Below are 25,904 nucleotides of genomic sequence, written 5' to 3'. Positions count from 1 at the left end.
AAAAGATGTCCAGCTCCTATAGAAGCGAGGCAGACCGCATTCGCGAGCAGTTGCCGAAGAACGGCAAAATCGTTTTCGTGTCCGGCTATTTCAATATCCTGCATCCCGGGCACCTGCGAATGATCTACTACGCCGCAGAGCAGGGAGACCGTCTCGTCATTGGATTGATCGCAAAACCCAAGGACCACCCCTCTTCCACTTTGCCGGACAACGATCGCAAGATAGCGCTTCAAAGCATAAGCTGCGTCGACGATGTCATCGTCATGTGGCATGGCCTTGACGCCCTGCTGAACGACCTCAAACCCGAAGTCGTTGTCATGGGTCCGGAGCATCGGGGAAAGAACCCGGCTGAAGAGAGACTTGTCGAGAGCTATGGCGGTCACGTGGTGTACAGCTCAGGCGCAAGCGCACCGCTCGCGCCAAACGGGGAAAACGGCTCAGACAGTGGCACATACCGGTCGAACATTCTCAAGCCGATTGGATATCTGGACCGTCATCAAGTGACCCTCGAGCAACTCCGCCGCTATATCTGTGGGTTCAAGGATCTTAATCTCTGGGTCATCGGTGACACGATCATTGACGAATACGCCTTCTGTGATGCGGTTGGCATGTCTCGCGAGGACCCAACGATCGTCGTGCGGCCGTTGAAGTCCAATTTCTTTCTCGGGGGGGCAGGTATCGTTGCCGGCCACGCGCGCAGTCTAGGCGCGAAAGTGACATTTGCCACGGTCACGGGAAAGGACGAACCTGCAAATTTCGCTGAAGACGCGCTCAAGAAACTCGACATCAATGGAATTGTAATCCGTGACGAGTTCCGAAAGACAACACACAAGAAACGGTACCGCGCAGAAGGCAAAACCATGTTGCGCGTGAACAATTTTACAGAACAGGCAATTGAAGAAGAGGCACAGCAGCAGATCGTCGCTGCATTTGAGAAAAAAGCTGCCTCCATCGACGCGGTGATTTTTTCCGATTTCAACTACGGCATCCTGCCGCAAAGTCTCGTTGAGACAATCACAAGAATTGCTCAACGCCACAATATTCTGGTGGCGGCGGACAGCCAGACTTCATCCCAAATCGGTGACATTTCCCGCTACCGCAACACGTGGCTCTTAACACCGACGGAGCGGGAAGCCAGAGTTGCGCTGCAAAACAGTGAAGATGGCATTGTCAACGTGGCTGAACAGCTGCGGCAAAAGACCCAAGCTCAGCATATCTACATCACACTGGGCGGCGAAGGCCTCCTGATCCACACGACAGACGTGCCGGAAGGCTCAGATGAAGCTTGGAACAATGATCGCCTGCCGGCCATGAATCAGAGTCCCAAGGATCCGGCAGGCGCGGGAGATGCCATGCTTGTGATGTCCACGCTCGTTCTTGCCGGAGGGGGCACGATATGGGAAGCGGCCTATCTCGGGTCGATTGCCTCAGCCTGCCAGGTGGGACGGGTCGGCAACATCCCGTTGAAGCCTGAGGAAATTGTCCGGGAACTGAAGCATGAGGAACATGTGTGATGCGCGCGATATTGCTCGCTGCAGGCTTTGGGACGCGGTTACAGCCGGTGACCGACCATGTTCCGAAAGCTCTCGTACCAATTGATGGACGACCGCTGCTCGAGTACTGGCTGCATTCCCTGTTCAACTCCGGAATTGAGGAAATCCTGATCAACACGCATTACCTCGCTGACCAGGTGAATGAGCTTGTCGCACGTTCCTCCTTCCGCGACCGTATCGTCGTTGTGCACGAAAAAACACTTCTGGGAACCGCCGGAACGATCCGTCAAAACGCGGACTTCTGCATAGACGGCCCCTGCATCGTCGCCCATGCTGACAATCTCTGCATTTGCGATTTCAATGCTTTTAAGGCCGGGCATGAAAACCGGCCTGCATCTGCTGCAATGACGATGATGACCTTCGAAGCTCCGGATCCAACCCAGTGCGGAATTGTCATTTGCGATGAGGACGGGCTGGTGCGGGAGTTTCACGAAAAAGTTCCGAACCCGCCCGGCACGCGGGCCAGCGCCGCTGTCTACATCATGGAACCCGAGGTCGTCAGATTTATAGACCAGATGGACCTTGAGTCGCCTGACCTGAGCATAGATGTGATTCCCAAATTCCTTGGCCGCATTTTCGCATGGCACAATGACCGCTATCACATGGATATCGGAACCTTGCAGACCTATGGCTTGGCGCAACTGGATATACGTGAACAGCGCACCTTCATGAAGGCCCAGAACTGGTTCAGCTGACCGAATATTCGGCCTTGCCGATCAGCATGTCGACCACCGTTGTCAACCACATCATGTGGACAGCCTCGACGACGTTGTAGGCGGACGAATCCATCCAAAAATTGATATCGCCCAAGGCCTTCAGGGGATTATCCAGCGATTTCCCGGTGAACGTCACTACCTGCAAACCGTTTGACTTGGCATATTCAGCAGCCTTGACAATATTCGGCGACGTTCCGCTGACAGAGATGAAGACGCAAACATCCCCTTCGTCGGCAAAAGCCTCCAGAGCGCGCGCGACCCAGTTTTCATAGCCATAGTCGTTCGAGAAAGCCGTAATCAGATTGGGCTCGTTGAAATCGAGCGAGCGAACCTTGCCCTGCTTGGTAAAATCCACGCGTCCATGCGAGGAGATGGAAGCGCTGGCACCGTTGCCGGCAAAGATCAGCTTTGCCTTCCGTTCTCGTACATCGACGGCCAGATCTCGAAACGCAACAAGGTTTGCATATACCGCTGGATCGAATGCAGGTTTGAACTTTGCATAATACTCGTCTAGCCAATTGTTCCAGTCGTTCACAGACAAGCTCCTATTTTGCATCGTTATTTCAGATACGTATTCCCGGCGGGGATGCGCAACTCATTCGTCATTTGCCCAGCGAACATTAGAGGATATTCCAAGGCCAATTCGCACATTTCTGAGGCAAAACGTGTTTTCTCTCGCACATGGCGCGCGCGTTTGAAAGCCTTATCTGCCCCCTTTCTTGAGCACCTGGACCGTCTTTTCCAATTCCGAATAAATCAAACTGGGATCGCGGAAATTTTCTTCGATCCATTCCGCGTCCGGTCGTCGGGTTTCCAGATCGAGAAAACGCTCCAGTGGCGACACGATACCACTGCCGCTAAACAACTCGGCCATGGCTCCAGACATCGGGTCGAGGTAATTCTCGACATAGTCGGTATACGCGAGGGTCGGCAGGCCTGCGCTGATTGCATCCATAGCAGCGGTCGACGTACAGGTGAGTGCCACCGATGCCTTTTCCAAAGCCTCTTCAAGTGAGCAGGCCGACACCAGCAGATTGGGGGGACACGTCTCCAGATGGCCGAGAAGCTCAGGGTAGCTGTGATCTTCTTTGTGCACATGTTCGGCATTTTCACCCGGCAGATGCCTGAGCTTGATGACAACTTTACGGTGAGGGTTGGCGAGCGCAATTGCACGAAGAGCTTCCAGCACATGCAGCCGCGCGGCGAATGTTCTCGGGCTGATCGCCTGTGCAAAAAAGTACACCGGCCCACCTGCGTCTTCTCGGTACCCTGACGGCGGGGCGAAGTAAGGATGCCCCCAGGAAACAAATTGCGGGCGCCGGGAAGTCTGTTTGTTTCTACTTGTCGCGACATCGGCAAACCGATTTACAAAAATTGCGTCGAAGTTTTTGCGGTTTTCAATTCCCTTTTCCGGCGAGAATTCCAGACCGGGTTGGAAAGTGACAAAACAGGGACGCTGATCCCGTTTCATATAGTTTCTGTTCGCGACCAGCTGCCGTATCTCTTTGGTCGGTTTGCAGGTTATGAACGCATCGAACGCACCCAACATCCTGGCACTGAAATCCGAGGAGACAATATCCGGTCCCTCGGGCAGAAACAGTTGCATCTGCCTTTGCGTGACAAGTCCCTCTTTTCCGCGCTTGGCGAGGTAGAATGTCATGCATTCAATTCCGCGGTCTTTGAGATCCCGCTTGACCCGGGAGACAAAAAACAGGGTAGAATCATCATTGAAATGAAGAAGCGCTCTCATTTCAGGTTCTTCAGAAAGTCTTCGAGAATTTGGGCCTGCTTGAGGTCATGCGCCCGGTATTGCGCCCGCAGTTCCTGCTCCTGCTCAACGTTCATCCCGGCGCTGGTTTGCTGGTGCTTTTGCCGCACAAGCCGCTCGAGCAGGGAGATCATCGACATCAGTCTTTCTGCCCAGCTGTTCAAATCCAGCCTCCTTGCAGACTTGTCGGTTCTAAATTGGTTTCGGCAACAGTCGCTGCAGGCATTGCCGCCAGCCGTCGTGTCCTGAACGCGTCCATCAGTGGCCCAACCATTTGGCTATACGGAGCCTGATGGTAGAGAAAATGGATCTGCGTTTCTTGTATCCTTGCGAAAGGAAATATTCCGGGTCTGGCTGGAGCAACGTTTTCTGAATCCCCATGGATCCCATTGCGATACTCCGGCTCCAGTGGTCTAGTTGCCCAGTTTTCGCGTTTTCGATGCAATCCTGCACAAGATCCTCGATCACCTTATAGGGATCATGTGTATGGGTCAGCAACCAATCCGGATCCGGCGCACTTACATTGTCCAGGTCGAGCTGTTCCAAACCGGTCAGAAGATTCGAACCGTAGAAATACTGCAGCCCGTAATCATCGCTGGCGCCGATATCGGACACCAGCGCGGTCGGAACGCCTGCATGGATCGCCTCGACAGCTACCGTCGAAGTGACCGTGAGGCAGCAGCTTGCACAGGACAAGAGTTGCGTGGCCGTTTCTCCGGTCATCTGAATATTGTCAGGAACACCCTTTTCCTCACTGGCTACTTCATCCAGCAGCTTGTCGATTGCATGCCAGGCGCTGTGCAAGGTCGCCTGTTTGCCCGAAGCGCGTGCCTTTATGAGGAACGACCTGTCCGGGTAACGCCTCGCCAGATCGCAAAGAGCTTCAACCATGTATTTTCGCTCTTCGTAAAAGCGCGGAATTACAGCCTGCTCGAAGAACACGACGGGTCCGTTCCTGTCAACTACGGGCATGCGCTCGACTTTTTCGAGCACCGACGCCAGCCCAAACAAGCGCGCGTTGGAGCCATCCATGCCGAAGGACCGGCACATGGCCTGGTAAGCCTGCAAGTCTCTCCGGCAATTCAGCCAGATCCGGTCCGCCGGAGCCCTTGCGGCATGCCCTTCATAGGCATTGCGCAGCAGAAGTCCGGGATACAGGCTGATCACAAATGGCCTTTTTTCATCGTGCTGCGCCAGATAGTAGAAAATCCGACGGCTTGAGAGCCCCTCCAGACACGACAGAATGATGTCATAGTCCCGAAACCGACCTTCCTCGCAGAAACGCCGAATATCGATATTTTGAACGAGCCGCTCAATGCCCATTTCGGCGACTTGTCGCTCGGTGATCTGTGTCTTGCTGCGCGCTTTGACGATACCAAACTCAACGCTGGCACCGTGTTTCTCGAAATACGGCGCAATCAGGCGCGCGGTATTGAGAAAGGAATCGTATCCCGCAAGCGCGAGAACCTTCATACCAAATCACCCCAACAGGGATTCGGCAACCAGCATGTCGCACATCTCACGAAGGGCACCATTCCCTCCCCCCTTGGTCAGAACACAGGTCGCAACCGCCTTGGCAGTATCATGGGCGTCTGCGGGCGCAAACGACAGCGCGCAGGCCTTCATGCATTCCAAATCATTCACGTCGTTGCCGATAAACGCGACTTCGGACCAGTCCAGACCTTGTTCCTGGCGCCAGCTATCGAGAACCGGCAACTTGTCGTCGATCTGGTTTTGGACCGGCATCTTCAGCTTGTCAGCCCTCGCCCGCACCACCGGGTTGCTCTCCTTGGAGAGGATCATCATCTTGACGCCCCGCTTGCGGAGCGTTTCAAGGCCAAGCCCATCTCGGCGGCTGCACTTGACCATTTCGCGGCCGTCCTGATCCACCGTTACACAATCGTCCGTGTGAACACCGTCGAAATCCATGACCACGGCTTTTATGGTCGCCTTGACGACCTCCCGGAGAGTGGCCCTAGGACGCGCTTTCAGAAATGCTTCGACAATGTCCCAATCGCTCTGGTCATCAATTTCGAAAGCTGGTCCTGCGACTGGAACCATCACTGTCGGCCCACAAAAACGCTCCCGCTTTTTGAGAAAATCGGCGACGCGCATCGCGTATATCGCGCCGTTTTCCCTGTAGCGGGGTTTCATGTCCTGCCGTCTGGGCCGCGGCTTCTCGGCGTCATGCGTGATGCCCAAGGCAAAACCGGCGTCGTCTTCCTGCCAAATAAATCCATGGTCCTCGACAACCGAAAACGCAGCCGCCGCGCCTTTCTGAACCATTTTCTCAAGAACGGAGTCGATGTCTTGCGCACAAATGAAAGGCGACGTGCACTGCAAGAAGACAAGATACTCGGGAACAGCCTGGCCGGATTGCCCGAGCCATTCAAGGGCATGAAGCAATGCCGATTCCGAACTGGCGGTGCTGTTGCTGAGATCGTCCGGCCGGATGATCACTTCTGCACCGGCGGCTTTCGACACTTGAGCAATCCCGGGATCGTCTGTCGAAACATAGACGGCTCTAAGGTGCCGAGAATACCGCGCGGCTTCAATACAGCGCGCCACAAGCGGCACCCCAAGAAGGGGCCGCACGTTTTTTCCCGGAAGGCCGACCGACCCACCCCGGGCGGGAATGACCGCAATCGAATCCATCTCAGGAAACTTCTCGGATATTTGCTCCGTGTTTTTCTTCGCGCCACTTCAGCTTGTCACGCTGAACAAGCTCGACGTCGAGCAGGTCCGACTGTTTGTACTCAAGTGCCTTGGCGACGTTGCGTAGGTCACGGCACATACGACGCAGGCCGTCCGGTTCAAGGCTTGCGGCGTGATCCGTACCCTTCCATGTCCGGTCGAGCGTGAAGTGGCGCTCGATATATTCGAACTTGCCCTTGCCGTAGCGCTCGTAGCCCACAGCGCCGATTGCCATCGCAGCGACGTCGGCGGAAATGCCGAGATGATGCCCAGAAAAACCAATGGACTTGACGCGGTCCCCGTATTTTTCCTGAAGAGTGTTGATCTCCATCAGGCAGAGATCTTCGAACGCAACCGGGTAGCCAGAGGTGCACGCATAGACCACAAGATCCTTGGCGCGACCATGTTTTTCGTAGAACGCAATGACCTTCTCGATTTCATCGCGCGTGGTCATGCCCGTCGAAACGTGGATCTCGCCATCATAATTTTTGCAGAGATATTCCTGCAAAACGAAATGCTGATTTGTCGCCGAGGGGAGCTTTATCAGGTTTGGTTTCAGAGACACGATCTCCTGTGCCGAAGTCAGGTCCCAGACAGAAGTCGAATAATCGATGCCGGCAAGACGGCACTCTTCCTGCAATTCTTTGTGCTGGCCAACGGATAATTCAAGATACTCGCGGTGCTCGCCATAGGTTGCTCCATAGGCATTTTCCGGCACTGGATGCGGTGTTGAGTATTCTTCTGCTGTTAGAAGCTCGCGGTTGTGCCTTTTCTGAAACTTGGCCACATCCGCACCGCAGATCTTGCTCGCAACCTGGATCAGTTCCTTGGCGATATCCATGTCGCCCTTATGGTTACAACCGATTTCTGCAATAACCTTGACTTCAACCATCTTTATACCTTCTTAGCCGAACCTGAACCGTAGCTGGCCTGAAAAACGCAAGGCAGGCTTCGTCTACCGCGCCGAGCCTCCTTCGACGCTCTATTCCCACATCCCTCCTAGTAGGACAAGGCCAGAGCCAAACTTTTATTGTAGCCTAACCCGTGCTGCGGCCGAAGCAATCAATTGCCGCCACCTAGACTGGTGACGGAGAGCAAACTATTTCGACTTAGTGACAGAAAGTCGATGACTTCACAAAAATCCAGAAACGACTTGGCCGCATGATCTACGTAAAAACTGTAATCGAGATAGGCGCCGGCAAACACTGCCTCGACGGTTGCGATCCCCCGTCGCGGCGGTGCCGGAACTCTACGATCTCGTGTGATCCCCCACCCGCCATAGAAAGGCATGCCAAAACAGTGGACTTCACAGCCGGCAAGTACGGCCTCGAAGCCCAACTGGCTGGAGACGCAATATACCTTCGCGCATCCCTCCAGCAGCGCCCATGGATTAACCGGCTCTGGGATCAGCCGCAACCGGCCTTCCGCTTGGCAGCGCTCCAGCGTTGCATCAGTATTCACAAGACTTTTGAGACGGTCGCTGTCAAAATGTCCCGCTTTGCGGCCAAGCATAGTCTCGGGATGAACGCGCAGCAGGATTTCCGCAGCTGGATTTTCCGCTGCAGCAGTCCTGAGCATTATGTCAAAGCTTTCCGAATCTGCGCCGGCGCCAACAATTGCTGCATCCCCGGCGGTCTGATCGATTACCAGCACCCGTTCCCGCCTGTCGGCAGACAATAGTCCAAGCCCGGACAGATCGTCGATCGTCGCATTATTGTATTTCGACAGCCGGCTGCAGCGCAGTTGTTCGATCGCCACCCGGACCTCAGGGCTACTGCCAACGGACCGCCGCCGATTGATATAGGCTTCCATGTCGCTCGGCTGTGAAGCGTCATAGTAGATGCCGGTCCGGTCCATGACCATGCCTAAAGGCTTTTCCGTATCTCCCGGCAGCACGGAACGCAGGAAGCCGTCTTCAAAGGCAACATAGGGAATGCATCGCCGGCGGGCCAACTGCCGGGCTTTGGCAGAGGTTGGCTTGTGGCCCCATCCGGCGATTGCGTCAACGCCTAACCCATAGTGTGGAAACCGACAGGCTGAAAAGCCTGCGAGCATCTCGACCGCGCCCCGAAGTCGCCATAAGCCGGATGTGGCAACACCGATCCTCATGCGCGTTCAACCCGATACTGAATTATAGTATTCGACAGCCTCAGCCAAGCGGTCAGGTCCTGTCCCGAACATTGTAGTAGAGTAGAACGGCAACGGACCAGAGCCCGGCCAGCATCAGGAATACAGCGAGGGAATAGAGGAACCTGCCCGGATACTGCGCTTGTTCGGACAAGGTCGGCTGAATGAAGGTCGCCAGATAAAGACTCTTGTTGTCGGCTTCCTGACGCGCTTTTTCCAGGCTCGCCAGAGAAGTGACATAGAGTTGCTGCGCGAATTCCTCTTCCACCGCCAGATCGGAATAGTCGGCCAGCCTCAGCGACAGGTTGTCGCGGCGATCGCCAGTTTCGTCTACGGACGCACTGCCTGAACCGAGACGCTGACGCACCGTGGCAATCTCGCCTTCCAGTGCAGCGATCTGCTGATCCAGCATTCGGATGCGCGGGGATTCTTCATCCAGGTATCCCATGAGAGTTGCCTTTTCGGCCTCGCGGCTCGCCCGCTCGCTGTCCAGTTCGGCAATCATTTCAGCAGCGATTTCCGCATTCGCTTCCGGATCGACTTCCTGAGTTTCCTGTCGATAAGCCAGCATCTGCTTGCGGATGGCCTTGAGCCGCGCTTCAGCCCGGGCGACGGCTTCCTCGGCATAGCGGACAGTCTGCCGCCGGTTCGCTTCAGACAACTTGTTGACCAGGACCTCACTACGCTCAAGCACCGCCTCGGCAATCTTTACCGAATCCTCCGGCCGGAACGAGCGTACCTCGAGATAAATCACGCTGGAAGTCGCGTCAAAACTGACATCGACCATCTTGTTCCAGTAGTCCAATTGCGTCTCAATCGGAAGGTCAGTGCCCATCGAAAACAACGGGTCGGCGCCTTCACGGTTGAAGATCGCCTGCAGGTCAACGTCCTTGGACAGGTCCTCCAGGATCGCCTGGCTCTGGATATAGTCCGTGACAATGTAACTGTTGGAGGTCGTGGACTCAGATCCCCCCCCGCCCATCACCATTCCAAGGATTTCCGTGGCAGCCACCGACTCAGAACTACGCACCGCGAAGGCGGCGGTGCTGTGATACTGATCGCTTGCCCAAAAGAACATATAGGCCGAAAACAAGGCCGAGGGCAGCGCTACAAACAAAAAGAAACCGATCAGAATAAGCCGGTGCCGGGTTTTCGCCACCGATTTGGCGGTCGTGCCAGGAAGCGCGAGATCGAGTAGCTTCTGTGGGTCGAGGCCAGACTTCTTGAGGCGAGTAACAAGCTTTCCATCACGACTGGAGGTTTTCGCCACGGAGCCGCCCTTCTTGGCCGGAAGCGCGAAAGCAGCCCCCTTTGGATCAGCCTGGACCTCTGTCTCAGGTAATTTGTTTTCTGAAGACATTTTGTTCAAACCTTGGAACGAAGGTGACCGATCTAGCGGCGCGCCATATTCTCATCATGCATCTTGATGGCATCATCAATGTTGGCGAAATACGTTAACGAACCATCTTCTAACACAATTCCCGTCGTGCAGTAGTCCTTCAATGCACTATTGGAATGGGACACCATGATGATGTCGGAATTCTGGAGTTTTTCTTCAAAAACGCGTTTGCATTTTTTCTTGAAATTCGAGTCACCGACTGCGGTAATCTCATCAACCAGGTAATAATCAAAATCGATGCCCATACTAACGCCAAATGCAAGCCGCGCCTTCATTCCCGACGAATAGCTCTTCACCGGCATGTAATAGGATCTCCCAAGCTCAGCAAAATCCTGAACATAATCCACCAGCTCCTCGGTGTCGTGACCATAGATCCGTGCGACGAAGCGCACATTCTGCTCACCGGTCAGAGATCCGTTGAAGCTGCCCTGGAAGCCGAGAGGAAAGGACACATTGGCGAGACGGATGATCTTTCCCGAGGTCGGTTTTATCGTTCCGGCTATCAATCTCAGCAGCGTGGACTTACCCGCGCCATTGCGGCCGAGAAGGCCGATGCTGTCTCCTCTGGGAACTGTGAAGGAAACGTCCTTGGCTATGTAGCGCGTTTCGCCCTTGAGCCGAAAAATCTTCGTCATATGGTCGAGCCGGATCATTTCGGTTCCCGCAGCTGGGCGTCATAAAGCCACACTAGAAAAAAACCAAAAACGATCGAAAAGATGGCAAGGCCAACGATGTAGGGCATGTTGATATACTCCGCACGGTAAGTCGGATAGAAACCGGTGCGAAACAACCCGACGATATGAACGAGTGGATTCCAGAGCAGATAATTCTGGAAGGGGTGCGGGACAGATTCGGGCAGAAAAAACACCCCCGACACCATGAAGGCAGGCCGATTGATGATTCCCCAGACTTGCTGATAGGTGCTGCTCAGGTGAAACCAGACGATATTGGCGGCGCCGACGCCTGCCCCCAGCACGATTGCGATCAGTGAGGCTAGCAGAATAGGGCCGATATCCATCTTTTCAAACGGCACTACAAAATAAAGCCCTCCGAACAGAAGCAAGTTCACCACAAAGAGTGTCGCCACTTGCAGCAGAACTCGCCCAATAATCGCGTCGTAAGGCCGTACAACTGGATAGTTCAAAAGCGCTCTATTTGCCTCTACTGCAGAACCAACCTGCTCGGAAGTCGATCTGTACATGTAGAACAACGCATAACCTGTCGTGAAGAATAGCGTGAAACTTCTTCCAAGAGGTGGAACCCTTGCGATTGTAGAAAAGACTGCCGTCAGAATAAAGATAGTAAGCACTGGATCCAGAATGGCCCACAGATAACCGCCGAACTTGTTGCCGTAGCGGGTGGTCATTTCTCGAACAACGAGCGCGAAGACGATGGCGAATTGCCGCTTCAGGCTCTTGTGCAACGGGTCGGAATATATTTGCGCCATGGCTGGATCAGGTTCTTGCGATGTAATCCACGGTGACCCGCTTTTCAAAACAGACGGTGAATATAATGAGTGCCGCGCCAGATATCAGGTTCGTTCGATATCCTGCCAAGCCTGCGGCTGAACTAGCACAGAAGCGGCTTCAAAGACAACATCGGGCAAACTTTGGCCTGCGTGGGCATAATCGCTCATCCGGGGATCATTTCTTTTGCTGGAGGCAAAAAACTCGCCGTCATCCGGCTGACAAAACCCACGTTTGTACGCCATGATTGCCCTCTCCCCTTGCCTTTGCCCCCAATCCCGCGTATCCCGCACGGCCATTCCGTAGACCGAGACTTTTTCTCTGCCGGGCCCGTCCCTTCACGGGCGATGTCCGGCGACCTGTTTTTTTACAGAGGATAGCTGCCATGACCCGCACCATCGGCCTTGATTTTGGAACCTCGAACACCGTTGCGGTCTCGGCGGACGGGGTGGCGGGGACGCGGGCCATGGGGTTTCGGGACGGGGAGGAGGCGTTTGCGTCGTTGCCGACGGTGCTGAGCTTTCTGGACATGGGGCCGGCGAAACGGCCGCATCCGGAGGTGGGGCCATGGGCGATCCGGCAGTTCCTGGAAAGTTACGGCGATGTGCGTTTCATTCAGTCGCTGAAAACCTTCGCGGCCAGTGCAGCGTTCAAGGGCACCGGCATCTATGGCAGCAGATTCGAGTTCGAAGACCTGATGGCGACCTTCCTGAGGTGTGCTTTCGAGCGGGCCGGCACAGCCGTCGAGCCGTCTTCGGTGCGGCTGGTCGTCGGGCGGCCGGTGGAATTTGCCGGATATAATCCGAACGAGGCGCTTGCCATGGCGCGCTACCGCTCGGCGTTCCGCAAACTCGGTTTTGAGGACATCCTCTTCGTGATGGAACCCGTCGGGGCGGCCTTCTCCTATGCGCAATCGCTGGACAAAGACACCACGATCCTGGTCGCCGATCTCGGCGGCGGCACGACCGACTATTCCCTGATGCGCTTTCATACCCATGCCGGTCATCTGTCGGCCACGCCGCTCGGCCGCGGCGGCATAGGCATTGCCGGCGACACGTTCGACTACCGCATCATCGACAATGTGGTCCTGCCGAGGCTGGGCAAGGGATCCATGTACAAGAGCATGGGCAAGGTGCTGGAAATCCCGCCGAACCTGTTTTCCAATTTCGCCCGCTGGCACCTTCTGTCGATCTTCAAGACGTCCGACGATTTCCGGGAAATGAAAAAGCTGCTGCGCTGGTGCCTTGCACCGGAGAAAATCGAACTCTTCGTCGACCTTGTCGAGGAAGACCAGGGTTATCCGCTCTACAAGTCCGTCTCCGAGACGAAGGCGGCGCTGTCCTTTGAAGACGAGACGGAACTCGTCTTCGCGCCGCTTGGCAAGGATTTCAGGGCGAGTGTCACGCGTCGGGACTTCGAGAGCTGGATCGCGCCGGACCTTCAAAAGATGGACAATGCACTGGACGTTGCCCTGAAAAGGGCCGGATTGCGGGAAACGGATATCGACCGGGTGTTCATGACCGGCGGCACTTCCTTCGTCCCGGCGGTCCGCCGGCAATTCGCCAACCGCTTCGGTGCGGAGAAAACCTCCGGGGGCAACGAGCTGACGTCCGTCGCCAACGGCCTGGCGCTGATCGGCGCGCGCGAAGACGCCACCGACTGGGCGGTCGCGGCTTAATCAAACTCACTTTCCTGGCCCGATGGCTTGACTGTCGCCGTTTCCGGCGCCGGATCTCAGTCGATCAGTTTGACATCGGCCATCAGGTCCGCGGCGGTCTCCTGCAGCGCTTCGCTCAGGTCCGCCGGCTCCAGCCCCGCGGGCAGACGCAGATCGGCGGAGGCCTTGAACAGGGCCTCGCCCTGCATGGAGCCGATCGCGACTTCGGTTTCCAGATGCTCGATGCTGACGCCCTGTTCGCTCAGGACGCGGGTAATATCGCGCAGGATGCCCGGATGATCCTGGGACACCAGGTCGAGATGGGCGAACGCACCCTGGGGTACATCCGCGCCGGTCTGGTCGGAACGGAGCGTGATGTCGATGCCGTCGGCTGACAGCGCCCGCAGTTTGGCAACCAGTTCATCCGAACTCTCGCCGGCGATGCCGATGCGCACAATGCCGGCGAATTCGCCGCCAAGGCGGGCCATGGAGCTTTCGATCCAGTTTCCGCCCATGCCTGCGATGATGTCGGCCACGCGCTCCACAAGACCCGGCCGGTCCCGGGCTATGACCGTGAAAACAAGATGTGTCTGCATGCCGCCTCTTGGTGTTTCCTGAGCTGTGACCTTATTGAGTCAACTTTTTCGCTTCCATATGATTTCATATGAACACAAGTTGAACCAGACAAATTCAACGCGTTCAAAACAAGTCTGACTTTTGCCGCCAGTCCCGCGCCTTGAGTTGGCAGGCGTCATATTCCCGACACCAACCAGCGCTCCTTTAGGTCCTGCCGCTATTCATGTTACTTCTACCTATCAAGTCCCGTTGAAAAATTCAGGTTCGCCGATGCAGCAGATCAAACGCCGCCGTGTAGACAGGTTCTGGCTCACGCTGATTGAGCGCCCCGCGGTGTTCCTGCTTCTGGTCGTCGCCGGACTGGCGCTGCTTCCGGTTGCCGTCTGGCTGGACCTGCGCGCCATATCGGACGCTTCGCTGCAATCACAGGCCGTGGACCTGGACCATGCGATCAGCAAGATCAGAACCTACTACGCGCGAAATGTCGTGGCGCGCGTTCTGAGCAATCCCGGCACGGTGACGCCGACGCACGAATATCACGACACGCCCGGCGGCATTCCGATCCCGGCAACGCTGTCCATCGAACTGGGCGAGGTGATCGGCGGCAATGCCGGCAACCTGAAATACCGCTTCGTCTCGGACCTGCCCTTCAAGGAACGCCAGTCCCACGATCTCAGTACGTTTGAACAGACCGCGCTCGCCGATTTCCGCAAGAGCCGGGATCCGGAAGACGTCGTCATCGGATACGCGGGTTCGTTTTTCGACCGGAAGATCCAGATCGCCTCCCCCGTCATGATGGGGGAAGCCTGCGTTTCCTGCCACAACAGCCATCCGCAAAGTCCCAAGACGGACTGGACGCTCGGCGATGTGCGCGGCATTCAGGCCATCACCATCAGCCAGCCGATTGCCGCGAACCTGTGGTCCTTCAAGTTCCTGCTGCTTTATTTTGCCGGCGCGGGCGCGGTCGGCGCGGCCGTGACCGGCCTGCAATGGCATCAGGCCACCCGCTTCCACAAGATGAACATCAACCTGGGACAGGCGAACACGGAAATCGCCAAGCTGAACGAGCAGCTCACCTCGGAAAACCTGCGCCTGGGGGCGGAGATCGAGGTCGCCCGCCGGATCCAGATGATGGTCCTGCCGACCAAGGACGAACTCGGCGGCATTCATGAACTGGAAATCGCCGCCTTCATGGAGCCGGCCGATGAAGTCGGCGGCGATTACTACGATGTCCTGCAGCTCGATGACCGGGTCAAGATCGGTATCGGCGACGTTACCGGGCACGGCCTGGAAAGCGGCGTGCTGATGCTCATGGTGCAATCCATCGCCGTCGCGCTCCAGGAGCGCGGGCCGTCCGATCCAAGGCAATTCCTCGTCGCGCTCAACACCGCGGTCTGCCGCAACATCAAGCGCACGAAAACCGACAAGCACCTGACCCTGTCCTTTCTGGATTTCGAGGCAAACAAGGTCACCCTGTCCGGCCAGCACGAAGAACTGATCATCCTGAAGGAAAACGGCCATTGCGAAATCGTCGATACGGTCGATCTCGGCTTTCCGATCGGCCTTGACGAGGATATCGAACCCTTCATCAAAACCAGGGAACTGCCCTTCGGTCCCGGCGACATGATCATCCTCTATACGGACGGCGTGACCGAAGCCGAAAGCCCGGACGGCCAACTCTACGGACTGGACCGGCTGGTGGACAGCGTCCGCAAGCATCATGCGCCCAAAGCGTCCAGGGTCCTTGAAGGCGTACTCGGCGACCTCAAGGCCCATATCTCCACCCAGACAGTGCATGACGACATCACCCTCCTGGTGATCCGCCACAAATAGACAGTCCAATCCCGTCAACCGATGTCGCATTCACGCTTGATCCGCCCGAACGCCTCCCCTAAGGTGCCGCGATCTGACGGCGTCCTTGCAAGGGACTGAAAGCGATTCCGGATGCGGTTGACCCATTCAGGGGACCAAGGCCGGAGCTGTCCAGGGCATTTGCGAAAGCCTGGTTTCCGGCCGGCTTTTCGCACGTGTTTGCTTTCATCTCCCTTACCGCCGGCACCAGCAACCGCCGTCCCGGCACCTGCCAAATGGGGGAGACTCATGTTCCACCGGACCATCCTTGCCGGCCTAGCCGCCATACTCATTCCCACGTCCGCCTTCGCTCATGGCGGACATCTGGGCGAACTGGCGGGCCATTCCCACTGGATCGGCGCCGCGGCGCTTGCCGGTGCGGCTCTTGTCGCCGGCATCGTCGCGCTCCAGGGCCGCAAGAAGAAGCAGGCCGAAGACGCCCCGGAAGCCGATGCGGCCGAGGAAGAGACCGCCGGAGACACGGCCTGATGGGTGACAAACTCGGGCTGATGATCTGCGGTCACGGCAGCCGCAACAAGGGCGCCGTCAAGCAATTCGCACAGCTTGCGAAGGGCCTCAAGGCCCGTTTCCCGGACTGGCCGGTGGAATACGGCTATCTGGAATTCGCCAATCCGGTCATCCATGACGGCCTGAACAGGCTGCGGGAAGCGGGATGCACGCGCGTTCTTGCCGTGCCGGGCATGCTGTTTGCCGCCGGTCACGCCAAGAACGACATTCCCTCCGTGCTCAACACCTACCAGGCCAAGCATCCGGAGATGACGATCTCCTATGGCCGGGAACTTGCCGTCGACACGCGCATGGTGAAGGCCGCCGCCGCCCGCATCCAGGAAGCGATCGATGCGGCCGACAGCGACGTCCCGCTGCATGACACACTGCTGATGGTGGTCGGGCGCGGCGCGTCCGATCCGGACGCCAATTCCAATGTCGCCAAGATCACGCGCATGCTGTGGGAAGGCTTCGGCTTCGGCTGGGCGGAGACCTGTTATTCGGGCGTGACCTTCCCGCTGGTCGGCCCCGGCCTGGAGCATGCGGCGAAGCTCGGCTACAAGCGCGTCATCGTGTTTCCCTATTTCCTCTTCACCGGCGTCCTGGTGCAACGGATTTACGGCACGACGGACGAGATCGCCGCCGGACATCCCGATATCGAGTTTCTGAAAGCCGGTTACCTGAACGATCATCCCCAGGTGATCGACACCATGGCCGACCGGGTGCGGGAAATCCTGCAGGGCGCCAACCTGATGAACTGCCAGTTGTGCAAGTACCGCGAACAGGTGCTCGGGTTCGAGGCGGAAGTGGGTCTCGCGCAGGAAAGCCACCACCATCATGTGGAAGGGCTCGGCGCGGAAGCCGAATGCCGGCTTTGCGAGGAAATCTGCACAGGTGCCTGCGAGAAGCAGGTACAGGCCGCCGGTCATCACCATCATGATCACCCGCACGATCACGGGCACACGCATGAGCACGGGCATGGCCACACACATGATCACGACCATGCGCATGATCACGATCATGGCCATCACCACCATCCCTATCCGCATGCGGACCATCCGCATGGGCCTAAATCGCTGAACCGGGAGGGATGAGGAAAACCGTGAGCAGCGACCCGTGCCCGCCCTACGCCTATGAAAAGGACCCCTCGGCGATCTACCGGCAGTCCTTTTCGACTGTGCGGGCGGAAGCCGATCTTTCGCATCTTCCGCAAGACCTGCATCCGGTTGCGATCCGCCTGATCCATGCCTGCGGCATGACGGATCTGCCGCGGGATCTTGCCTGGTCCGATGGCGTGACCGCCGCCGCTCTCGATGCCTTCGCAAAGGGGGCAGCGGTTTTCTGCGATGTGGAAATGGTGGCGCATGGCATCATCGGCTCCCGCCTGCCGGAAGGCACCGATGTCCGGTGCACCTTGAACGACGACGCGGTTCCCGGTCTCGCGGCGAAGCTGGGCACGACCCGCTCCGCCGCGGCGGTGGAATTGTGGCGAAGCCGGCTCGAAGGGGCCGTGGTGGCAATCGGAAACGCGCCGACCGCGCTGTTCCATCTTCTTGAATTGATTGCTGCGGGCGGTCCGAAACCGGCGTTCATTCTCGGGTTTCCCGTCGGGTTTGTCGGTGCGGCGGAATCCAAGGACGCGCTGATCGCCAACCCGTTCGGTATTCCCTTTCTGGCCGTCAGGGGCCGCCGGGGCGGGTCCGCCATGGCCGCTGCCGCTGTCAATGCGCTTGCCGCCGGTCTGCCGGAGGAAAAGTGAGATGGCGGAAGACAATCGGAAATTGGGGCGGAAACAGGGACTGAAATCGCGCGCAGGCAACAAGCCCCTGCGCTCGCTCGGCTTCCTGTCGCAGCCCGGCAGTCAGGTAAAGGCTGCCCCGAGTGGTCGGGGTGAAAGCGAAGACCAGCGGGAACATCACCGCTCCCGGGGCTCGCGCCCGGTTTCCGTCACTTCGGACGGCAAGCCCCGAACGCTACCGGTCAAAGCGCCGGTCAAGCCCTACACGCTGGAGGACAAATGAGTTTCCCCTGGCTCACGCTGATCGGCATAGCCGAGGACGGCATGCCCGCGCCGGGCGGCGCGGATGCCCTGTCTTCGGCCGATATCGTCTATGGCGGCGCCCGGCATCTTGAGCTGGCCGGCCCCCTGAAGGCTGAAAAGAGACCGTGGCCGAGCCCGTTCTCATCTGTCTTTGAGGATCTGAAAACCTGCTCGAACAGCAAGGTTGCCGTGCTCGCGACCGGAGATCCGATGTGGTACGGGATCGGCGCTTCGCTCCTCAAACACTTCAGTGCGGAAGAGATGACGGTGCTGCCGTCCCTTTCCGCTTTCCAGCTCGCGGCATCCCGCCTCGGCTGGGCCTTGCAGGACACCGAGTGCCTGTCCGTGCACGGCCGCTCCGTCGATCTTTTGCGCGCCGCGCTTTTTCCGCGCGCGCGCATTCTGGCGCTCACCAGCAACGCGGATACACCGCGCCAGGTGGCGGATCTGCTTGCGGATGAGGGATACGGCCGGACACGGATGACGGTTCTGGAGCATCTCGGCGGAGAAAAGGAACGGATCGTCACGGCGACGGCGGAAGACTGGGCCGGAGAAGTTGCCGATTTCCATACGCTGGCGCTTGAAGCCGTTGCCGATCCTGGCCTGCGCCTTCGCGCCCGAACACCCGGCCTGCCCGATGAAGCTTTCCGCCATGACGGCAAGATGACCAAACAGGACATTCGCGCCGTGACGCTGGCAGAACTGAAACCGTTTCCAGGCGCTCTCCTGTGGGATATCGGCGCCGGCTGCGGCTCCGTTGCCATCGAGTGGCTGCGCGCGGCGGACCGGACAAGGGCCATCGGACTGGAGCCCCACGCGGAGCGCCGCCAGATGGCGGCTGAAAACGCGGTTGCTCTCGGCGTGCCGCAGCTTGAGCTGAAGGAAGCTCAGGCGCCGGAGGGACTGGAAGGTCTGCCGCGGCCCGATGCGATCTTCATCGGCGGCGGGCTGACTTCCTCCGGGATCGTCGAGACGGCCCTCAATGGGCTTGAACCCGGCGGGCGGCTTGTGGCCAACGCCGTCACGCTGGAAAGCGAGGCGATCCTCATGTCGGCCTACCATAGCCTTGGCGGCAGTCTGAAAAAGCTTTCCGTTCACCGGGCAAGCGCCGTCGGCGGGCTGACCGGCTGGCGCCCGTCGATGCCGGTCACCCAATGGAGCCTCACCAAAGCATGAGCGGAACCCTTTACGGCATCGGTCTCGGCCCCGGCGATCCGGAGCTGATGACCCTGAAAGCCCACCGGCTGATATCCACCGCCAATGTGGTCGCCTATCCGGCGCCCGACAGCGGTGAAAGCTTCGCCCGCTCGATTGCCGCCAGCGCCCTGCCCTCCGGCGTGCGCGAGATCCCCATCGTCGTGCCGATGCGCACCGACAGGTTTCCGGCGCGGGAGATTTATGACGGCGCCGCGAAAGAGATCGCGGCGGTTCTGGAAACCGGGCAGGATGTGGTCACCCTCTGCGAGGGCGATCCGTTTTTCTACGGGTCCTTCATGTATCTGTTCGAGCGCCTTTCTGACCGGTTCCCCATTGAAATCGTGCCCGGCGTCACGTCGCTGACCGCCTGCGCGGCGCAGCTCCGCCGGCCGTTGACCTCTCGAAACGATGTCATGACGGTTATTCCCGGCCCTCTGCCCGATACGCAGATCCGCCAGAAGATCGATCAGGCCCAGGCGGTCGCCATCATGAAGGTCGGCCGCCATCTCGCCCGTCTCAAGGCGCTGCTTGCCGAGATGGGTCTGATCGACAAGGCCGGTTATGTGGAGCGCGCCAGTTTACCTGAGCAAAAGGTGCACCGCCTCATTGACCTCGATGCGGAAACCGCCCCCTATTTTTCCATGATCCTCATATACAAGGGAGAAGAAGCGTGGACGCTTCCCCCATCCTATTCGTCCTGAACCAGGCCGGCCTCGACACCGCCCAGGACATCGCGGGCCGGTTTTCAACCGCGCGCATTCACGGCCTTGCCGGCCGCGTGCCGACGGCGGACACCCAGTTCAATGAAACGTTGGAGCATCTGCAGCTGCTGTTCAAGGCGGGTCATCCGATCGTCGGGTTCTGCGCCAGCGGCATCCTGATCCGCGCCCTCGCGCCGATCCTGGCCGACAAACGCAACGAGCCGCCGGTGATCGCCGTCTCCGAGGACGGCTCGAGCATCGTGCCGCTGCTCGGCGGTCATCGAGGCGCCAACGAACTGGCGCGTCTGCTGGCCAAGGCACTTGGCGGCCATGCGGCGATCACCACCGCCGGCGACACCAAGCTCGGGATCGCCCTCGATGCGCCGCCGAAAGGCTGGCGTCTCGCGAACCCGGACGACGCCAAACCGGTGATGGCGGAACTGCTTTCCGGCGCGTCCGTACGTATCGAGGGCAAGGCCGACTGGCTGAACGAGGCAAGGTTGCCGCAGGCAGAGGATGCTGCCATCACCCTGGCCGTGACGGAACATCCCCTGGACGGCAGTCCGACGCGGCTCGTCTACAACCCGCTGAAATATGCCATTGGCGTCGGCTGCGCCCGCGGGTGCGGCCCTGAAGAGCTGATCGGCCTGGTCGAGCAGAACCTTGCCTCGGCGAATATCGCGAAAGGTGCCGTCGCCTGCGTCGCCTCCATCGACCTGAAAGCCGACGAAGCCGCTGTCACCGCGCTTGCGGAGCATCTCGATGTGCCGCTGCGGGTCTTTTCCGCGGTCGAATTGCAGCGCGAGACGCCGCGGCTGAAAAACCCGTCCAACGTGGTTTTCGCGGAAGTCGGCTGCCATGGCGTGTCGGAAGGGGCAGCCCTTGCGGCTTCCGGCGCCTTCGGAACGCTCACCGTCGAAAAGCAGAAGACCGACAACGCCACATGCGCCATCGCCCGCTCACCCAAGTTCATTGACGCGGAAAATGTCGGCCGTGCGCGCGGGCACCTTTCGGTCATCGGCATCGGACCGGGCAAGGACGACTGGCGGACACCCGAAGCAACCACACTGCTTACGCAGGCGACCGACGTCGTCGGCTATTCGCTTTATCTGGACCTCGTCGAACGCCATATCTCCGGCAAAACCCTCCATAACTTCCCGCTCGGCGCGGAAGAAGACCGGGTGCGCTTCGCCCTCGAAGAGGCGGGCAAGGGCAAGACTGTCGCGCTGATCTCCTCCGGGGATGCCGGCATCTATGCGATGGGCACGCTGGTCTACGAGTTGCTTCACCGCGAGGAGGCGTTCGGCGGGGTTTCGGACGCGGCAAAGCGTGTTAGCATCACCAATGCGCCCGGGATCTCCGCCCTTCAGGCCTGTTCGGCCCGCATCGGCGCGCCGCTCGGCCACGATTTCTGCGCCATATCCCTGTCCGACCTGCTGACCCCCTGGGAAGTGATCGAGAAGCGGCTGAAGGCAGCCGCCGAAGGCGATTTCGTCATCGCCTTCTACAATCCGGTGTCCAGACGCCGCAGGACCCAGTTGGCGGAAGCGCGCGAGATACTGCTGCAACACCGCTCGGCCGCCACGCCCGTCGTTCTCGGCGTCAATCTCGGGCGGCCGGAAGAGACCCTGCGCGTGACCACCCTGGAAGCGCTCAGTGTCGATGACGTCGACATGCTGACCACGGTTCTCGTCGGCTCGTCGAACACAAGGAGAGTGATGAAAGGCGACGGCAAGCCTTTCGTCTATACGCCGCGCGGCTATGCCAAACGCATCGACGCGCCGAAAGCGCAGCGGGACGTCAAGCCTCAATCCACGGATCAGAGCGATCCGCAGACCCCGAAAGACACTCAATGACCGTTCATTTCATCGGCGCGGGACCGGGCGATCCGGACCTCATCACCGTACGGGGCCTGCGGCTCATCCAGTCCTGCCCCGTCTGCCTTTATGCCGGCTCGCTGGTGCCGGAACAGATCGTCGCCGCGGCCCCGGACGGCGCGCGCGTCATCGATACCGCACCGATGACGCTGGACGAGATCATTGGCGAGATCGAAACCGCCCACGCAAAAGGGCAGGATGTCGCCCGGGTCCATTCCGGCGATCCCTCCATCTACGGCGCCACGGCGGAACAGATGCGCCGTCTGGATGCGCTCGGGATCGGCTATGACGTCACGCCCGGCGTGCCGGCCTTTGCCGCCGCCGCCGCGGCGCTCAAGACCGAGCTGACCATTCCGGAAGTCGCGCAGACGATCATCGTCACCCGCACCGCCATGCAGTCCTCGGCCATGCCCAACAACGAGGATCTGGACACGCTCGGCAAAAGCGGTGCGACCCTCGCCATTCACCTGTCGATCCGCAACCTGCGCGAGGTCGAGCGCCAGCTCGTGCCTCATTACGGTCCGGATTGCCCGGTGATCGTCGCCTACCGCGTCGGCTGGCCGGACCAGGCCTTCATCCACGGCACGCTATCGACCATCGCCGGCAAGGTCCGCGCCTCGAAGATCACCCGCACGGCGCTGATCTTTGTCGGCCATGCCCTCAAGCCGGGCAAGGACTTCCGCGACAGCGCGCTTTACGACGCCGATCACGTGCATGTGCTCAGGCCGAAGAAGAAGGCGAAGGGCTGATTCCGCGCCGCCAGGAACAAGGGCCTATCTCACCGACAGGTGTCTCGGCAGGCGTGAGCGGGCATTCCCTCGCCAACGTGAGCGAATTTGCATCGCAGCACCGGATACGCCTATCCTGACCTGACCATCACCAGAACGAGGCAGGCATGAGCGTTGAAAATCCGCTGCTGAAACAGGCAGTTTCTCTTGGAGGCGATCCCGATGCCATCCGGGACTTCTACAAGAACTGGTCGGACAGCTACGACAGCGACATGCTGCTTTCCATCGGCTATGTCGGCGCGGAAATTGCTGCAGAAGCCCTCTGCAAGCGGGTGTCCGATACGGCGCTGATCCTGGACGCCGGTTGCGGTACCGGTCTGGTGGGGATCGAGCTCATCAAGAGAAAGCCCGGCCTTACCGTCGACGGGATCGACCTGACGCCCGCCATGCTGGTGGCCGCACGCCAGAAGGGCGCTTACCGCCTACTGAATGAGGCGGATATGGAAGGGCCCCTCCGTGACATCGACGATAATATTTATGACGGGGTGGTCAGCGCCGGCGTCTTCACCAACGGCCATGTCGGTCCCGAAGGGATCGATGAACTCATCCGTATCGCCAAGCCCGGCGCTCCGGTCGTTCTGACCGTACGTGACAGCGCCTGGGAGGCCGACGGATTCAAGGGCAAGGTCGGCCAACTGGAAACGCAAGGCCGAACGAAGACGGTGGAGATCACCCACAGCCCGTATCACACCAAGGAAGACATCTTCTGCCAGCTTGTGGTGCTGGAGGTCGTCTAACCGGATTGCACCTGATCCGCGGCAGCCGCGATCACATGCGCAAACGACCCCATGACGTTTCCCCGGCGCAGACCCATCTCCGCAAGTCCGGTCCCTTCCGCGTCCTTGGCGCGAAAGAGCCGGTCCGCCGCCCCTTCGGACACGATGGACGCATAGTGGAATTCATGCGCCGTCAATGCGCCGTTCCAGGGCAATCCGCCCAGCGCTTCGAGCCTGCGGTAGCCGAGATGGCGTTTGCGGGTCTTGAAGGACGTTTCAAGCGACAGCAGACCGAGCATTTCGTGGCGGGCGCCGTCCGCATCGACGAGGCCGGCACCAAGGGTCATGTAGCCACCGCACTCGCCGTAGATCAGCTTTCCGGCGTCCGCCGCGCCCTTCATTCCGGCCCTGAAACGCCCGGCTGCGGAAAGACGGCCGGCATGAAGTTCGGGATAGCCTCCGGGCAGATAAATTGCGTCGGCGTCCGGGGCCGGAGCTTCGTCGGCTAGCGGGGAGAAGAAGGAAAGTCCAGCGCCTTCACGGCGCCAGAACTCCAGAAGATGCGGATAGGCAAAGGCGAACGCCACGTCGCGGGCGACGGCGATTTTCTGTCCCGGCGGCGCGGGAAGACACAGGCCCTCGCCCTTCGCCGGCGTCAGCCCGCCCGCAATCTCCGCCAGCCGCGCGAGATCGACATGCCGCGCGCAGAGTTCGGCCGCGCGATCCAGAAAGACCTCCAGATCCGGATGTTCGCCCGCCTGGACCAGACCGAGATGGCGTTCCGGCAGGATCAGGTCATTCGAGCGCGGCAGCGATCCCAGAACTGACGTACCCAGTGGCTCGAGGGCGGAGCGCAGCATCTTTTCGTGCCGCGCACTGCCGACCCGGTTGAGGATCACACCGGCGAGCTTCACGTCTTTTCTGAAACTGGCGAAGCCGTGGACCAGAGCCGCGACGGATTGCGCCTGTCTGGCGCAATCGACGACCAGCACCACGGGCAAACCCAGTGCCACCGCGAGATCCGCCGCCGAGCCGGTGCCATTGGCGGCACCGTCGAACAGGCCCATGGCCCCCTCGACAAGCAGAAGATCACATCCGCGCGCCTGACGGCCGGCGAGCGCGTGCAGCGTTCCCCCCGTCATTGCCCAGGCATCGACATTGACGCAGGGAGCGCCGTTGGCCGCCTCGTGAAATTTCGGATCGATGTAGTCCGGGCCGGACTTGGCGGAGGCGACGGACCGGCCCGCATTTTTCAGCGCCCGGAGCAGCGCAAGCGTCAGCGTCGTCTTGCCGGCTCCCGAGCAAGGCGCGGCAATCAGCAATCCCTTTGCTTCGTTGAAGTTCCGGTTATCCGGCATCAGCCGTCTGCCGGTCTGCCCGAAGCCCGAGCGGATCAGAGACCAGCACCTTTCCGGAGAGCGCGCCGAGCCAGTCGAGCCCACTGCGCAGGCGGACGACTTCGCCGACACAGACGATTGCCGGTGGCTCGAGCTTTGCGGCGGCAGCGTCTTCGAAACAGCGGCCAAGGGTCGTCTCCAGAACCCGTTGGCCGGCGAGAGACGCATTGCACACGATGCCCACAGGCTCATCCACAGACCGTCCACCGGCAATCAGTTTGCCGGCTATGGCTTCCAGATGCTTCATCGCCATGTACATGACGATCACCGGCGACCCCTTTGCAATGCCGTCCCAATTGACCGCGTCCGGCGTCAGACCGGTCTGGTCATGGCCGGTGAGAAAGGTGACCGCCTGGTTGCAGTCCCGGTGGGTTGCCGGAATGCCCGCATAGGCAAGGCCGCCAATGCCGGCGGTGATCCCGGGGATGACCCGAAACGGCACGCCTGCCGCGACCAGGCCCAGCGCTTCTTCGCCGCCCCGGCCGAACACGAACGGATCGCCGCCCTTGAGACGCAGAACCCGCTTGCCCGCGCGGGCATGGTCGATCAGCTTCAGGGTGATGTCGCGCTGCTGAGGGCTCGGCTTGCCGCCACGCTTGCCGGCATAGTCGGTCACCGCGCCGGGTTTCGCCCAGGCGAGAATGCTTTGGTCGACAAGCGCGTCATAGACGATCACGTCCGCCTGCCGCAGACCGTTCAGGGCATGCAGGGTCAACAGGCCCGGATCTCCCGGGCCTGCGCCAGCAAGCCACACCCAGCCGGGCTCGAATTCCGGCAGGCCGGCGGGCACAGTGAAGTCGGTTTCATTGCCGTTCATGGGTCCTGTTTACCCGGCGAAGCGGCAAGCGCCAAGCGATTCCGCGATGCGGAACA

General features: G+C 59.4%; 26 protein-coding genes and 2 pseudogenes. 14 read left to right on the top strand and 14 right to left on the bottom strand.

Annotation, left to right across the window (positions count from 1 at the left end; translation table 11 throughout):
• Window positions 1–5: 5 nt before the first annotated feature.
• Together CLV41_RS03980 and CLV41_RS03975 are read left to right on the top strand one after the other, a co-directional pair.
• Window positions 6–1,514 carry a PfkB family carbohydrate kinase gene (locus tag CLV41_RS03980; protein WP_103220938.1) on the top strand — a complete coding sequence of 503 codons (1,509 nt, stop codon included), beginning with the start codon at window positions 6–8 and terminating at the stop codon, window positions 1,512–1,514.
• On the top strand, window positions 1,514–2,248 hold the full coding sequence (locus CLV41_RS03975; protein ID WP_103220937.1) for a nucleotidyltransferase family protein: 735 nt from the start codon (window positions 1,514–1,516) through the stop codon (window positions 2,246–2,248). The genes CLV41_RS03980 and CLV41_RS03975 overlap by 1 nt, the downstream gene beginning before the upstream one ends.
• Here CLV41_RS03975 and CLV41_RS03970 read toward each other — a convergent pair.
• The 11 genes from CLV41_RS03970 to CLV41_RS03925 all read right to left on the bottom strand — a co-directional run bounded on the left by CLV41_RS03970 (window position 2,241) and on the right by CLV41_RS03925 (window position 11,968).
• On the bottom strand, window positions 2,241–2,804 hold the full coding sequence (locus tag CLV41_RS03970) for a D-sedoheptulose-7-phosphate isomerase (RefSeq protein WP_208987257.1): 564 nt from the start codon (window positions 2,802–2,804) through the stop codon (window positions 2,241–2,243). The genes CLV41_RS03975 and CLV41_RS03970 overlap by 8 nt on opposite strands.
• Window positions 2,805–2,972: 168 nt before the next feature.
• Window positions 2,973–4,019: a DUF6716 putative glycosyltransferase gene (locus CLV41_RS03965; RefSeq protein WP_103220935.1), complete on the bottom strand. Its 1,047-nt coding sequence runs from the start codon at window positions 4,017–4,019 to the stop codon at window positions 2,973–2,975.
• On the bottom strand, window positions 4,016–4,201 hold the full coding sequence (locus tag CLV41_RS27435; RefSeq protein ID WP_146048493.1) for a hypothetical protein: 186 nt from the start codon (window positions 4,199–4,201) through the stop codon (window positions 4,016–4,018). Before CLV41_RS27435 ends, CLV41_RS03965 begins: the two co-directional genes overlap by 4 nt.
• Before the next feature lie 94 nt (window positions 4,202–4,295).
• On the bottom strand, window positions 4,296–5,510 hold the full coding sequence (locus CLV41_RS03960; protein ID WP_103220934.1) for a DUF6716 putative glycosyltransferase: 1,215 nt from the start codon (window positions 5,508–5,510) through the stop codon (window positions 4,296–4,298).
• A gap of 6 nt (window positions 5,511–5,516) precedes the next feature.
• On the bottom strand, window positions 5,517–6,692 hold the full coding sequence (locus CLV41_RS03955) for an acylneuraminate cytidylyltransferase (RefSeq protein WP_103220933.1): 1,176 nt from the start codon (window positions 6,690–6,692) through the stop codon (window positions 5,517–5,519).
• A gap of 1 nt (window position 6,693) precedes the next feature.
• Entirely contained in the window at window positions 6,694–7,623 is a 930-nt protein-coding gene (locus CLV41_RS03950; RefSeq protein WP_103220932.1) for an N-acetylneuraminate synthase family protein, read from the bottom strand.
• Between the two features lie 170 nt (window positions 7,624–7,793).
• Complete coding sequence (locus tag CLV41_RS03945; RefSeq protein ID WP_103220931.1) at window positions 7,794–8,840, bottom strand: capsular polysaccharide export protein, LipB/KpsS family; 1,047 nt, start codon at window positions 8,838–8,840, stop codon at window positions 7,794–7,796.
• A 52-nt stretch (window positions 8,841–8,892) separates the two neighbouring features.
• Window positions 8,893–10,218 carry an RkpR, polysaccharide export protein gene (locus CLV41_RS03940; protein WP_103220930.1) on the bottom strand — a complete coding sequence of 442 codons (1,326 nt, stop codon included), beginning with the start codon at window positions 10,216–10,218 and terminating at the stop codon, window positions 8,893–8,895.
• A gap of 32 nt (window positions 10,219–10,250) precedes the next feature.
• Window positions 10,251–10,910 (bottom strand): ABC transporter ATP-binding protein, encoded by a 660-nt coding sequence (locus CLV41_RS03935; protein ID WP_103220929.1) that lies wholly within the window; start codon window positions 10,908–10,910, stop codon window positions 10,251–10,253.
• The gene (locus tag CLV41_RS03930; protein ID WP_103220928.1) at window positions 10,907–11,704 is read right to left on the bottom strand and encodes an ABC transporter permease; all 798 of its coding nucleotides are present in this window, start codon (window positions 11,702–11,704) and stop codon (window positions 10,907–10,909) included. Before CLV41_RS03930 ends, CLV41_RS03935 begins: the two co-directional genes overlap by 4 nt.
• 84 nt (window positions 11,705–11,788) lie before the next feature.
• Entirely contained in the window at window positions 11,789–11,968 is a 180-nt protein-coding gene (locus tag CLV41_RS03925; RefSeq protein WP_146048492.1) for a hypothetical protein, read from the bottom strand.
• A gap of 140 nt (window positions 11,969–12,108) precedes the next feature.
• On the opposite strand from CLV41_RS03925, the gene CLV41_RS03920 reads away from it, so the two are divergent.
• Window positions 12,109–13,401 (top strand): Hsp70 family protein, encoded by a 1,293-nt coding sequence (locus CLV41_RS03920; protein WP_103220926.1) that lies wholly within the window; start codon window positions 12,109–12,111, stop codon window positions 13,399–13,401.
• A 56-nt stretch (window positions 13,402–13,457) separates the two neighbouring features.
• Here CLV41_RS03920 and CLV41_RS03915 read toward each other — a convergent pair whose 3' ends face one another.
• Window positions 13,458–13,976: a glycine cleavage system protein R gene (locus CLV41_RS03915; protein ID WP_103220925.1), complete on the bottom strand. Its 519-nt coding sequence runs from the start codon at window positions 13,974–13,976 to the stop codon at window positions 13,458–13,460.
• A 250-nt stretch (window positions 13,977–14,226) separates the two neighbouring features.
• Between CLV41_RS03915 and CLV41_RS28050 the strand changes: the two are divergent.
• The 11 genes and pseudogenes from CLV41_RS28050 to CLV41_RS03865 all read left to right on the top strand — a co-directional run.
• Window positions 14,227–14,841, top strand: a pseudogene (locus tag CLV41_RS28050) (Tll0287-like domain-containing protein); the annotation flags it as partial.
• Window positions 14,842–14,913: 72 nt separating this feature from the next.
• A pseudogene (locus CLV41_RS03910) lies at window positions 14,914–15,789 on the top strand (PP2C family protein-serine/threonine phosphatase); the annotation flags it as partial.
• A 267-nt stretch (window positions 15,790–16,056) separates the two neighbouring features.
• Window positions 16,057–16,296, top strand: a complete 240-nt coding sequence (locus CLV41_RS03905; protein ID WP_103220924.1) for a DUF6732 family protein — start codon at window positions 16,057–16,059, stop codon at window positions 16,294–16,296.
• The gene (locus tag CLV41_RS03900) at window positions 16,296–17,408 is read left to right on the top strand and encodes a sirohydrochlorin chelatase (protein ID WP_103220923.1); all 1,113 of its coding nucleotides are present in this window, start codon (window positions 16,296–16,298) and stop codon (window positions 17,406–17,408) included. Before CLV41_RS03905 ends, CLV41_RS03900 begins: the two co-directional genes overlap by 1 nt.
• Window positions 17,405–18,073, top strand: a complete 669-nt coding sequence (locus CLV41_RS03895; RefSeq protein WP_103220922.1) for a precorrin-8X methylmutase — start codon at window positions 17,405–17,407, stop codon at window positions 18,071–18,073. The genes CLV41_RS03900 and CLV41_RS03895 overlap by 4 nt, the downstream gene beginning before the upstream one ends.
• A 1-nt stretch (window position 18,074) precedes the next feature.
• A complete protein-coding gene (locus tag CLV41_RS03890; RefSeq protein WP_103220921.1) occupies window positions 18,075–18,335 on the top strand; it encodes a hypothetical protein in 261 nt (86 codons plus the stop codon).
• Window positions 18,332–19,531 (top strand): precorrin-6y C5,15-methyltransferase (decarboxylating) subunit CbiE, encoded by a 1,200-nt coding sequence (gene cbiE / locus CLV41_RS03885; protein WP_103220920.1) that lies wholly within the window; start codon window positions 18,332–18,334, stop codon window positions 19,529–19,531. The genes CLV41_RS03890 and cbiE overlap by 4 nt, the downstream gene beginning before the upstream one ends.
• Window positions 19,528–20,253: a precorrin-2 C(20)-methyltransferase gene (gene cobI, locus CLV41_RS03880; protein WP_208987256.1), complete on the top strand. Its 726-nt coding sequence runs from the start codon at window positions 19,528–19,530 to the stop codon at window positions 20,251–20,253. Before cbiE ends, cobI begins: the two co-directional genes overlap by 4 nt.
• Window positions 20,223–22,109 (top strand): precorrin-3B C(17)-methyltransferase, encoded by a 1,887-nt coding sequence (gene cobJ / locus CLV41_RS03875; RefSeq protein WP_103220918.1) that lies wholly within the window; start codon window positions 20,223–20,225, stop codon window positions 22,107–22,109. The genes cobI and cobJ overlap by 31 nt, the downstream gene beginning before the upstream one ends.
• Window positions 22,106–22,879, top strand: coding sequence for a precorrin-4 C(11)-methyltransferase (gene cobM / locus CLV41_RS03870; protein ID WP_103220917.1), 774 nt, complete (start codon window positions 22,106–22,108; stop codon window positions 22,877–22,879). Before cobJ ends, cobM begins: the two co-directional genes overlap by 4 nt.
• Before the next feature lie 146 nt (window positions 22,880–23,025).
• Window positions 23,026–23,655, top strand: a complete 630-nt coding sequence (locus CLV41_RS03865; protein ID WP_103220916.1) for a class I SAM-dependent DNA methyltransferase — start codon at window positions 23,026–23,028, stop codon at window positions 23,653–23,655.
• Here CLV41_RS03865 and CLV41_RS03860 read toward each other — a convergent pair.
• Both CLV41_RS03860 and cobA read right to left on the bottom strand, forming a co-directional pair.
• Window positions 23,652–24,992, bottom strand: coding sequence for a cobyrinate a,c-diamide synthase (locus CLV41_RS03860; protein ID WP_103220915.1), 1,341 nt, complete (start codon window positions 24,990–24,992; stop codon window positions 23,652–23,654). The genes CLV41_RS03865 and CLV41_RS03860 overlap by 4 nt on opposite strands.
• Window positions 24,982–25,848: a uroporphyrinogen-III C-methyltransferase gene (gene cobA, locus CLV41_RS03855; protein WP_103220914.1), complete on the bottom strand. Its 867-nt coding sequence runs from the start codon at window positions 25,846–25,848 to the stop codon at window positions 24,982–24,984. The genes CLV41_RS03860 and cobA overlap by 11 nt, the downstream gene beginning before the upstream one ends.
• Window positions 25,849–25,904 lie beyond the last annotated feature (56 nt).

The organism is Roseibium marinum, assembly GCF_002906165.1.
GTDB lineage: Bacteria > Pseudomonadota > Alphaproteobacteria > Rhizobiales > Stappiaceae > Roseibium > Roseibium marinum.
This window is presented reverse-complemented; position numbering and strand designations above follow the sequence as displayed.